7 protein-coding genes and 2 pseudogenes are annotated in these 10,756 nt (G+C 60.6%); 2 read left to right on the top strand and 7 right to left on the bottom strand.

What is annotated here, in order from left to right:
* Window positions 1-499 precede the first annotated feature (499 nt).
* Window positions 500-1,639: a porin gene (locus EN935_RS09615; RefSeq protein ID WP_063169258.1), complete on the bottom strand. Its 1,140-nt coding sequence runs from the start codon at window positions 1,637-1,639 to the stop codon at window positions 500-502.
* Between the two features lie 681 nt (window positions 1,640-2,320).
* On the opposite strand from EN935_RS09615, the gene EN935_RS09610 reads away from it, so the two are divergent.
* A complete protein-coding gene (locus EN935_RS09610) occupies window positions 2,321-2,677 on the top strand; it encodes a hypothetical protein (RefSeq protein WP_024505577.1) in 357 nt (118 codons plus the stop codon).
* Window positions 2,678-3,141: 464 nt separating this feature from the next.
* Window positions 3,142-4,468 (top strand): annotated as a pseudogene (gene hemN / locus EN935_RS09605) (oxygen-independent coproporphyrinogen III oxidase).
* 234 nt (window positions 4,469-4,702) lie between these two features.
* Here hemN and EN935_RS09600 read toward each other — a convergent pair.
* The 6 genes and pseudogenes from EN935_RS09600 to EN935_RS09575 form a co-directional block, all read right to left on the bottom strand.
* Entirely contained in the window at window positions 4,703-6,346 is a 1,644-nt protein-coding gene (locus EN935_RS09600) for an MFS transporter (RefSeq protein WP_063169257.1), read from the bottom strand.
* A 173-nt stretch (window positions 6,347-6,519) separates the two neighbouring features.
* A complete protein-coding gene (locus tag EN935_RS09595) occupies window positions 6,520-7,503 on the bottom strand; it encodes a beta-ketoacyl-ACP synthase III (protein WP_127373290.1) in 984 nt (327 codons plus the stop codon).
* On the bottom strand, window positions 7,500-8,765 hold the full coding sequence (locus tag EN935_RS09590) for an adenosylmethionine--8-amino-7-oxononanoate transaminase (protein ID WP_063169255.1): 1,266 nt from the start codon (window positions 8,763-8,765) through the stop codon (window positions 7,500-7,502). Before EN935_RS09590 ends, EN935_RS09595 begins: the two co-directional genes overlap by 4 nt.
* The gene (gene bioD, locus EN935_RS09585) at window positions 8,765-9,400 is read right to left on the bottom strand and encodes a dethiobiotin synthase (RefSeq protein WP_063169254.1); all 636 of its coding nucleotides are present in this window, start codon (window positions 9,398-9,400) and stop codon (window positions 8,765-8,767) included. The genes EN935_RS09590 and bioD overlap by 1 nt, the downstream gene beginning before the upstream one ends.
* The gene (locus EN935_RS09580) at window positions 9,397-10,536 is read right to left on the bottom strand and encodes an 8-amino-7-oxononanoate synthase (RefSeq protein ID WP_024505572.1); all 1,140 of its coding nucleotides are present in this window, start codon (window positions 10,534-10,536) and stop codon (window positions 9,397-9,399) included. The genes bioD and EN935_RS09580 overlap by 4 nt, the downstream gene beginning before the upstream one ends.
* Window positions 10,533-10,756, bottom strand: a pseudogene (locus EN935_RS09575) (biotin synthase); the annotation flags it as partial. The pseudogene EN935_RS09575 and the gene EN935_RS09580, both read right to left, overlap by 4 nt.

The raw sequence follows: 10,756 nt of genomic DNA, 5'->3' as shown, positions 1-10,756 counted from the left end.
ACGCAGCGGTGTGAGACGGGCATTCTTGTGGATGTTCATTCGGACCCTCCGATGGATGCTGAAGCGTGGTAACTCCAGTCTCCTCGGTCCGGTCCGAATGGACAACCTCTCGAAAGCTCACACCTAGGATGGGTGCTGCCACGCGGCTCGGACTCAGCGTGCATTATCACGTAAATGTTGAGAGAATGAATGGCGCCGCGAAGGGCAATTCCAGCCGTCCAAAGCGACAGGCGTGTCGCGGCCTCGACATTGCAGTGGCGCTTACCTAACACGGCCTCACACTGCCCTCTAAACGGCCCCGAATTTGAACTGACGGCCCCTGGCCGGTTCATCGGGCAGGTCAAGGGCTAGGTGTAGTACACAGGGCTCATAACTTTCAGTTTCTAGTTGGTACGATGGGCCGTGGACGGTCGATGCAGACTTCAAGATGGCGAACGAAGCTCTCCATGCGTGCGTTGTCGAGGCAAGTGCCTTTGCCATGCTCGCGACTGGAGAGATTTCAAAATGAGCCTTGTAAGCGGAGAATGCCGCCGACGCTGTTCGGCTTGCTCGTGCCCTTGACGGCGGTAGGCTCGGCAGGGCCGAGGCCAGAGTTGCCGTAGTGGTCGTAATCGACCTCGGCTGTGACCGTGAAGCCGGGAACGACCATGTAGGCGACGTTTGCAGCCACACCAGCATCCTTGAGCTGATCACCCGAGACCTGAAGGTTGAACGAAGTTTTCTCGTCAAACTCGTAGGTGGCGCCCGCCCAGAAAGCCCACTGGCCGTTCCAGATTTTGTACGAGCCGCGCCCATGATTGGCAATTGCGCCGTTTGAGTCCTCGTTGAGACTGGCATTGGAACCGTAGCCGAAGAGTCCAAACAGCGACAGCTGGTTTGTGACAGCGACGTCGACGCGGATCTTGCCGGCAAAAGCTTCGTAATTGCTGTCATAAGCCGCGACGCCGATGATCGAGCCCCAGCCTTGCGTGTATTTCAAGCCGGCGACAACGTGCGGAATATAGCTGTCGATAGTACCGGCTGAGCCCGATCCTTGTTCGAGCGAAATCACAGTCGAAATGCCGTTGCCGGCGTCGAAGTGGTACTGAGCCACGTTGGTGTCGAAGCCGGCCGACGGAACGAGCATACTATCGAGAACGTTGCCAGCGTAGCTTGCAAACGTATCGAAGGCCGACCCCTCCTTGCCAACTCGCAGGCCTCCCAGCTCGACCCAGGCAGAAGCCAGTGCGAGGCCGCTGTTGAAATCATAGTTCTGAGGACTGTCATGCGAGTTAGCGCTGTTGCCAAAATTCACCTGGGTTTCGGTATAGGTCGTCAACGCGCCGAGCTCGGTCTGCTGGCCGGTCCAAGTTTTGAACGTGAAGCGTGTGCTGTTTCGCCAAGTGCCTTGGTCCTCGCCAGTTCTCACGTCCGAGGTTCTTGCGCTGTCATACGATCGGACGTCACCCAGGCCGATATCGTAACGGACATAGCCGCCGATGCGCAGGCAGGTCTCGGTGTTGGGAATATAGGAATATCCCGAGCCGAGGACGTCGCAGATCTTGATGTACTCGGCCGGTTCCCGCTCGGCGCCAGCTGCTCGACCGACGGAAATGGTCATCAGAGCAGTTAAGCCGAGAAGAGGACTCTTGATGTACATGTCTAGATCTCCATGAAGGAATAAAAAGGATAGAGGCGAAAGAGCAAGCTTTTCCTCTAAATTTTGTGCGTGTTGTCTCCAATATGTGGACGCCAAAGCGCTTGACACGAGAGGTGAGCCAGCGTAAAAGCCACATGTACTTATAATAGTGTTTTCTGCTAGGAGATTCATTATCGTTTACATGTGAAACACTCCGGTCGGACCGCTGCAGCTCTCCGAATAGAGCAGCAAGCGACATGCCAACCTGAAGCGTAGATGCGGCCGACACCAAAATCGGGCCGACGCGCCTTCGTCTCGCTGGAATCACTTTTTTTGAGGGTCACTGCGAAAAGAAATGTGCGACACGGTTCGCCATGTTCGATATGTGACAGTCTCGTTTAACAGCGACGGCTTCCCGTCTGACCGCAACGGAGGCCGCGCCATCCGCTACCGAGAAGGATCACTGCGCGTACGCTCCGCAAGGGCTGCGCCAGGAACAGAGGGCGTGCACGTCCGAGGCGTCGCATGGTGGCCGCAGCACCTTTTCGCCGCTGTAAGTTCGCCGTGCAGGTACATTGCGCGGCCGGAAGCGAGAGGGAGCGCACCCTGAAACGGCTGCCTACGGCTCGCCTCGAGTAATTGGCGATGAACAGTATTCTCGAGAACTTAGTCTCGACGGAAAGAGCAACGAAAGGAAGCCGCTTGGACGAGCACGATCCGAAGGAAGAACCGATCGAGACCATTTTCCGCAACGGCACAATCACTGCCGTGGGTATCCTGCTTGCCTTTTCCCTCGGCTTCCTCACTCATTGGGCCGCGAACCCCTTGCCATGGCAACTCTACGATCTGTTCGCCGTAGTGCCGATCCTGCTCGGCATCGCACTGCAGATGAGAGCGCTGTCCATGCTGCTCGACATGAGTTCCTTGCGGCGCCCCATCTACGAACGCGCCAATCGCATTTTCATGGTCGGCCTCATCCAGACCGCGTGTGGCGTCGGCATGGCCATCTTGGTCGATCTTTTCGGGATATCGGTAGGGGGCACGCTGCCCGGCGCTTGACGACAAGCCACACCGCTCTTCGCTCGAAGCGACGTCAAGCCGGGGAACCTTGTGCACCCCCTAGCGGCGTCCTCCTTTCATCAAATGAGCCGACGTCAGCTTTAGAGCGTCTCGGTGGCTAAAGCCGGTATGGTTTTTCGGCCGGCAGGGAAGGCCGCTGGCTGGACCTGGATGGCGTCTGAACGAGGCTTGACAGGTCCGTTGCGTCGGACATGAATTTCGCATTGCAAAGTTCTTCCGCAGACGCCTCAAGCACACTGCACTGGCGTCACGTACTCAGACGTTGAATGCGGCACCGCACCATCACCTCAGGCGCAACCATGGCACGCGCGCTCCCCGGCGTGGTTGACCCCATCCTGTCCAAACGAGACTGCGACATAAGCGGGACGCACTGACTTAGGTCAGAGACCAGGACGAGCGCGCAACGAAAGAATGATGGATGAGCGACGTGGGATGACAGCTCCTTGCACACCTCAATCCTGACAAAGTACCGGGACCCCCGGCCGCCTTGGTATACCATCTATCCGACTGTGCCAGACTTCTCTGCGGCAGTTGGTGCTGACGATTATGAGGAATGGCTGGGGGGCCTCCCGGCCGACGAATCGGTGTCGCTCTATTTCCACATTCCGTTTTGCCGATCCATGTGCTGGTATTGCGGCTTCCCTACCGCGGTCATCCGTCGCAACGGCCCGATCCTTAATTATTTAGCGGTGCTGCGTCAGGAGATCAGTTTGGTGTCGGAGCAAGTGCGGCAAGGGCTGCCGGTGAGCGATGTGCATTTCGGCGGCGGAACGCCTCACCTTATCGGGCCAGCCGAGCACTTGGCGCTGATGGAATTTCTACGCCGCCACTTCGCTTTCAGCAAAACTGCTGCGATCGCCGTGGAGATCGATCCCCGAACGTTCACACCGGAAATGGCCGAAGCCCTGGCAGCTAACGGTGTCAACCGCGCGAGCATCGGATGCAGAGCTTTGATCCCGATGTGCAAAGGCGATCAATCGGATCCAGAGTAAGGTGCAGACGGCCGCTGCAGTCCAAAATCTCCGCCGGCATGGCGTTGGCCATATCAACTTCGACCTCATCTTCGGTCTACCGAAACAGACTGTGCAGTCCTGCATCCAGACCGCGATGGCTGCGGTCGCCATGCGCCCCAACCGGCTTGCGGTGTTCGGATACGCGCATATTCCTTCCGTGATAAAGAATCAGCGCCTAATCGAGCAGGCAGGTCTACCGGACGGCGATCTTCGCGCCGAACAGGCTGCAACTGTCGCCGAGACATTGGTTGGCGCTGGCTACCGGGAGATCGGGCTCGATCATTTCGCTCCGCCGGACGACGAACTTGCGCTAGCGCCAGAAGACCGGGCGCCTACGGCGTAATTCGCTGGGATACTCGGCCGATACTTGCAAAACGTGATCGGCTTCGGCGCGTCGGCTATTGGCCGAGTCCGCGAGGGGTATGTTCAGAACGAAGTAACACGGGATTCTTACGCCCGGCACATCGCAAGTGGACGTCTGGCGACATCAAAGGGTCACCGTCTGACCGACGATGACCGGGTGCGCGCAGCGATCATCGAGCGACTGATGTGCGATTTGGAGGCCGACGTGCCGACCATCTGTGCCGCCCACGAAATCGAACCAGCTCGTTTTCTCGATTCAGTTGAGAGTTTGGTGACGCTGGCTGAGGAGGGGATCCTGGACGTCGAAAACGGCTTCATCCGCGTGCGGCCGGAGCACCGCTTTGTTGTTCGCGCCGTTGCTGCTGCATTCGATGCTTTTCTCGCGAATCGATGAGTTGAGGCCACGACGCCGAAAGGCATCAGACCTTGTTTGGCGCTCGTCGGCATGGGCTCTCGCAGAAGACTCCGCAAGCGTATGCAGGGGACTTCCACTTGACGCCGCGTTCACCATCATCTCGCCTGGGTGCGCGCGAAAGCGCACAACCCGGAGCACGCTGCTCTCGGTGTGAGGCTGTGCTCTGCAAAGCACCGGTGATCCACCCTGTCCCTGGACAGCAGCTTGATGGCGTCATCTTGGAGGACGAGAAAAGATTGTCGAGGTACGGGTACGAATTGCCTCGGTCGTCCGTTCAATCGAAAGCACTGTCTGCGGAGGCACCTCTCCTTCATGCAGTGACAGGAGATGCTGGGCGACTTCCTTATCTGCTGCGGTGAGTCGATGATTTAGGCGGAGAAAGTCCATCCAGGTGGGGGTGCGGAATGTCTCCGTCCAAAGTGACGGTGTTTGCAGATTTCGCTGGAGCGTCCAGTTTCGTGCACCGGCACGGCTCTGGACGTGTCGCCGCGTGCGCATGGAGCCCAGAAAGGCCTCGATATTTTCCTCCGATATCAAATACTCGACCTTGGCCACGATAGGGCCACTTCTGGGTTTCAGATCGAGAGCCACGTCCGGCGGATGAAAAACTGAACTTTCTTGATCGGTTTCTTCCCAGGGACGGACCGGCAACACGATCCCCGCTGCTGCAACCAGCAACAGAGCGCCTGCGGCGCCCTCCAATGCTGAGGTCAAGGAATAGTTTTGCGCGACAGAACCCCAGATCCAGCTGCCAGCAGCCATACCGCCTGCGCTCAAGGCGTAGTAAATGGAGAGCGTGCGGCCTACAACCCACCTTGGGCTTGCCAACTGCACCGACACGTCAATGCCCGTCCAGGTGATAAGCCAACCCGCTCCGCCGAGCGCCAGCGAAATGGCCGCCACAGGAAGCGACGATGTAAGGGCAAGGGAGAGGCAACAGACTGCACAAGCCACAGAGGCGAAGGCCACCAGCCTGTTTTGAGACGTGACCTTCCTCAAGAAGCCGTTGCCCATACCCGCGATGAAAGCACCCATGCCGAAGCCGGCCAATAAGATACCGTAGACAATTGGCCCACTCTTCAACTGATCCCGGACGACGAGGGGGAGCAACGCCAGAATGGAGATGCTTGCCAACCCGAAAAGAGCGGCTCGGGCGGTCGCTGCCCTGATCTCCAAAGACATCGCCGTAAAGCGCACTCCGTCATGAATTGCCGTCGTCATTCTCTCACGAGGGAGAGGCGAAGAGCGGACCTCCCATTTGGTGCGCCATATCGCGCTTATGGGCGCCAGATCACTCACCGCAGCCAAGGCGAAAGCGGCCAGCGGCCCAAAGACGGCCAGGATCACGCCCCCCAAGGCTGGACCAACGCTGCGCACAATGTTGTATCCGACGGACATAAGCGTCACTGCGGCCGGAATGTCGCGTTTGTGAAGGATATCGCCGACCGAAGCGTGCCAAGCCGGATCATTCAAGGCAAAGCCGCAGCCGGCCAGGAAACCTAACCCGAGAATCAGCCAAGGACTGACAAATCCCAGACCCACAGAAATCATCAGCGTCGTCGACGCCGATGCTATCAGGCAGTGTCCCGCAAACATCACCCACCGGCGGCTGAAGTTGTCGGCAATGGCTCCGGCGAAAACTGAGAGGAAGAACACCGGCAATGTGGATGCGGCCTGGACGAGTGCCACCATGAGGTCGGACGCTGAAATCGTTGCCATAAGCCAACTGATGGCGACCGTTTGCACTAGCCAACCGAGGCTGGAAATCTGGGTGGCCGCCCAAATTGAGCGAAACACCTTGTTTCGAAATGGGGCGAGCGTCTTTGAAACGGGCGGTTGGGGATTTTCGCTCTGCATGAGGTATTGCTGGCCTTCGATGAGCGCTGCGATTTGAGCAAGCGGGTCGATACTTAGACATCGCGGAGCACCGCACGGACCCCAGCTCTATGGAGCTTGCCGGCGACTATTTGCGTATTGAGCCATTCTCATAGTCTCATTCATGAGCAGTCCTGTGCGCAAGCATTGCTTTGCTAAATTCCCACCACAAGCGCGCCGCCGCTGAGACCCGCACCCGCTGCCGCCAAGAGGACTTTCTCGCCAGGCCGAAACGGCTGCGCCCGATGGGCCAGCGACAATGAGAGCGGGATCGTCGCGGCGGAAGAGTTGCCATATTCGGCGATCGTCTTGACGATCGAGTGATCAGCGATGCCGAGGTTCCTGCCGACCGCGTCGAAAATGCGCGCATTGGCCTGATGCGGCACGAAACGATCGAGGTCTTGCGGCCTCAGTCGGGCAGCAGTGAGCGCATCTCTCGAGCAGGCGGTCATCATCTCCACGGCCTTGCTGAATACTTCACGGCCGTCAGTGATCGTCATCCGTGTCTGCGCGAGGTCGAGGTCGGCATGGAACGGAGTGTTGCTTCCCCCGGCGGGAATCTGGATTAGCCCGTAGCGCGAGCCGTCGGAATCCACCGAAGCGCCGAGAATGCCTCGATCCGCGTCATCGCAGGGACCAATCACCACGGCGCCGGCGGCATCGGCAAACAGCACGGCGCTGGCGCGCTCGGCCAAATTGATGCGGTGGCTGAGGATGTTGGCGGCGATGACAAGGCTCGCTTTGCCGTGCAGGCGGGTGAACCCGTCGGCGAACATCAGCGCATAGATGAAGCCGGCGCAGGCGCCGGTCAGGTCGATCGCTCCGGCGCGGCCTAGCCCCAGCCGATGTGCGACCAGCGGCGCGCTTGGCGGCAGAAGGTGATCGGGCGTCGACGTGGCGAGCAAGAGTAGACCGACGTCGCCGCGGTCGATACCGGCATTGGTCAGCGCCATGTCGCCGGCAGAGGCGGCAAGGCCCGACAGCGTGTCTTCGTCTGTTGCCCAGAAGCGCGAGCGAATTCCGGTGCGCCGCTCGATCCAGCCGGGCTCAAGCCCGAGCCGGTCTTCGATTTCCGGGTTCTCGACCTTGCGCGTCGGCGCATGATGGCCGAAGCCGAGAACGCGCGACGATAGGTTCATGGCCGCGAGCCGAAGCGTTCGCCGGCCTCCTCTATCGCGTCATAGAGCCCGTCCAATTCGTCGCTGGTGATGCAATAGGGCGGCAGAAGATAGAGGACATTGCCGAGCGGGCGCACCAACAGGCCGCGCTCAAGGAAAAAAGCGCGCAGTTTTGGCCCGATCTCGGCCAGATAACCGGCTGAGCCGGTGCGTAGGTCGAGTGCCGCGATGGTGCCGGTTGTCCGGCAGTCGGTGAAATATGGATTGTCCCGGAAGCGTTGCAGCCCCGCGGCCTGCCTCGCGCTCAAGACCGCGATCCGCTCGGCCACCGGCTCGTCACGCCAGATCTCGACATTGGCAAGTGCTGCCGCGCAGGCGATCGGATTGGCGGTGTAGGAGCTCGAATGGAAAAACGTCTTCTTGCGATCCTCCGAAAAGTGAGCGTGGAAGATGGCATCGGTGGCGATCGTGGCGGCCAGCGGGATGGTACCACCGGTCAGACCTTTCGAGGTGCACAAGATGTCGGGCGAGACGGACGCCTGTTCGCAGGCAAACATGGTTCCGGTGCGCCCCCAGCCGGTCATCACTTCATCGGCGATCACGAGCGTGCCGGAGGCTTCGGCGATCCTCTTCAATTCGGCAAGAACCCAGGCCGGATACATCAGCATGCCGCCGGCGCCAAGCACCAGCGGCTCGACGATCAGCGCGGCTGCGCGCCGGTCGCGGCTAACGGCCTCGAACCGATCCAGCGTTTCCTGCTCGCGCCCGGCGGCCGGGAAGGGGATGGTGTCGACCTCGAACAGCAAAGGCTCATAGGCGGCGTTGAAGACGCCACGGGCGCCGACGCTCATCGTGCCGATGGTGTCGCCATGATAGCTGTGCTCCATGACGGCGATGCGCGAACGCGACGCGCCGATGTTACGGAAATAGCCGAGCGCCATCTTCAGCGCGACTTCGACTGAGGTCGAGCCACTGTCGGAATAGAACACCCGGTGGAGGCCGGCGGGTGCGATGCCTACAAGCGCCTCGGCCAGCCGTTCGGCCGGCTCGTGGGTGAAGCCCGCGAAGATGATCTGGTCGAGGCTCGAGGCGGTCGTCTCGATGGCCTTCATGATGCGGGGGTGGCGATGGCCATGGGTGACGACCCACCAGGAAGAAATCGCATCGAGGATGCGGAAGCCGTCGGCCTTGTGGAGATAGGCGCCTTCAGTCAGCACGATTTCAGGGAGCGAGGGCTCTAGCGCGTGCTGCGTGAACGGATGCCAGACTCGAGACTCCGCCATCAGTCGCCTCCGGCAATCATGGCCAGGTCGAAGCCGGAAATCATTGCATCTCTCAACGTTTCACCCGTCAGCGGACCGAGGTGCGGCAGCCTGCCCAGCTGCGGCACGCCGCCGAATTCCACGATTGTCCTTTGTGTATCGGCCACCTCTTCGCCAATGAAGGCAATGCCGATGAGCGGGATGGAGCGGGCTCTCAGGGCCTCGATCGACAACAGCGTATGATTGATGGTGCCAAGCGCGGTGCGGGCGCACAGTATGACCGGCAGCCGCCATTGTTCGAATATGTCAATGAACCTTGTCTGTCGATTGAGCGGCACCATCAGCCCGCCGGCGCCTTCGATGACGAGCGGTGTCGGCAGGACCGGAAATGAAAGATCGTCGGCCTCGATCGCGACGCCGTCGATTTCGGCTGATCGATGCGGCGACAGCGGCATCGTCAGTCGATAGACTTCGGGCAGCACGCGTCCGTCGGGCAAGCCGGAAAGCCGGGCGACGACCTCGCTGTCGGTCTCCTCGTTGAGGCCCGATTGCACCGGCTTCCAGTAGAAGCCGTCGAGCAGCCCGGCAAGTCCGGCCGAAAACACTGTCTTGCCAATTCCAGTGTCTGTTCCGGTGACGACGATGCGTTTGGTCATGCTGTGGCCAACACTCCGACGAGAGCCTCGACCATGGCGGAAATGTCGGCTTCGTCGACGTTGAGAGTCAGCGAAATGCGCAGGCGCGACGTACCCTCAGGCACTGTCGGCGGGCGAATGCCGCGTATGTCGAAGCCGCGTGCCTGCAGTCCTGCCGCCACCGCCATGGTGCGGCTGTTATCGCCGATCACAAGCGGCTGGATCTGCGAGCCGCTGGGCATCACGCCGCAGCGTTCGGCCAATTGCCGGCTCGCGAAAGCGACACGCTCGTGCAACTGAGCACGACGCATAGGCTCGTCAGACAGAATAGTCAGCGCCTCACGTGCCGCGACTGCCATCAGCGGCGATGGTGCGGTCGCATAGATGAATGGCCGGCACCGGTTGATAAGATAGTCGCACAGTGTTCGCGGTCCGGTAACGAGCGCGCCGGATGCGCCAAGCGCCTTGCCGCATGTGTGGAGCGTGACGATGTTGTCGCGGCCTTCATACGCGGCGGCCAGTCCCCGGCCGTCCGGTCCCCAGACGCCGGTGGCATGCGCTTCATCGACGACGATGAATGCCTGGTACCGATCAGCCAGCGCGACCAGGCTCTCCATCGGCGCACGGTCGCCATCCATGCTGTAAAGGCTTTCGAAGGCGATCCACACCCGCCCCATGCCGCCTTCGGCGCGCCAGCGGGTGATTGCGTCCTCGACAGCGTCGACGTCGTTGTGCGCGGCCAGCTTGAACTCAGCGCGCCCGGCCTGGGCACCCTCATGCATGCTGGCATGAGCGAGCTCGTCGAGGACCAGCAGGTCGCCTTTCTGCGGCAGGGCCGTCAGCAGAGCGAAGTTGGCGATATAGCCGCTGCCGAAGAACAGTGCACGCTCGGCTCCGAAAAATGCCGCTGCGTCCGCCTCCAGTTGCTCATGTTCCGGTGCATTGCCGCGCAACAGCCGCGATCCGGTGGCGCCCACTGGCGTGCCCCGCGCAATCGCCGTCGAAACCGCATCGCCCAGTCTTTTGGAGGCGGCAAGTCCGATATAGTCGTTCGACGAGAAGTCGAGCCCGGCGCGCGGTGCGAGCGTCCGCAACCGGTCCTTGCGCCCCAGTCCCCGCAAGGTTGCGTCATAGCGGGCAAGAATTGCCTCCTTCATTGCGTGGCGAGTTCCATAGGCTCAATGCCGAGGCGCCGGAACAGAAGGGTATCCTTGTCCTCGCCGGGATTTCCCGCCGTCAGCAGCGTGTCGCCGACAAAGATCGAATTGGCGCCGGCAAAGAAGCACAGCGCCTGCGTTTCGTCGCTCATCGCCGTCCTGCCGGCGGACAGCCTTACATAGGATTTCGGCATCATCACCCGCGCGAGCGCAACGATGC

This window comes from Mesorhizobium sp. M7D.F.Ca.US.004.03.1.1, from assembly GCF_003998635.1.
Taxonomy (GTDB): domain Bacteria; phylum Pseudomonadota; class Alphaproteobacteria; order Rhizobiales; family Rhizobiaceae; genus Mesorhizobium; species Mesorhizobium loti.
The sequence above is the reverse complement of the archived record's forward strand: the minus strand, read 5'-3'. Positions and strand labels throughout refer to the sequence as shown.

Bases quoted from the DNA above. Each gene is read 5' to 3' on its own strand.
- EN935_RS09600 (WP_063169257.1), bottom strand. From the start codon at position 6,346: ATGCAGAGCGAAAATCCCCAACCGCCCGTTTCAAAGACGCTCGCCCCA.
- EN935_RS09615 (WP_063169258.1), bottom strand. From the start codon at position 1,639: ATGTACATCAAGAGTCCTCTTCTCGGCTTAACTGCTCTGATGACCATT.
- EN935_RS09590 (WP_063169255.1), bottom strand. From the start codon at position 8,765: ATGGCGGAGTCTCGAGTCTGGCATCCGTTCACGCAGCACGCGCTAGAG.
- bioD (WP_063169254.1), bottom strand. From the start codon at position 9,400: ATGACCAAACGCATCGTCGTCACCGGAACAGACACTGGAATTGGCAAG.
- EN935_RS09595 (WP_127373290.1), bottom strand. From the start codon at position 7,503: ATGAACCTATCGTCGCGCGTTCTCGGCTTCGGCCATCATGCGCCGACG.
- EN935_RS09580 (WP_024505572.1), bottom strand. From the start codon at position 10,536: ATGAAGGAGGCAATTCTTGCCCGCTATGACGCAACCTTGCGGGGACTG.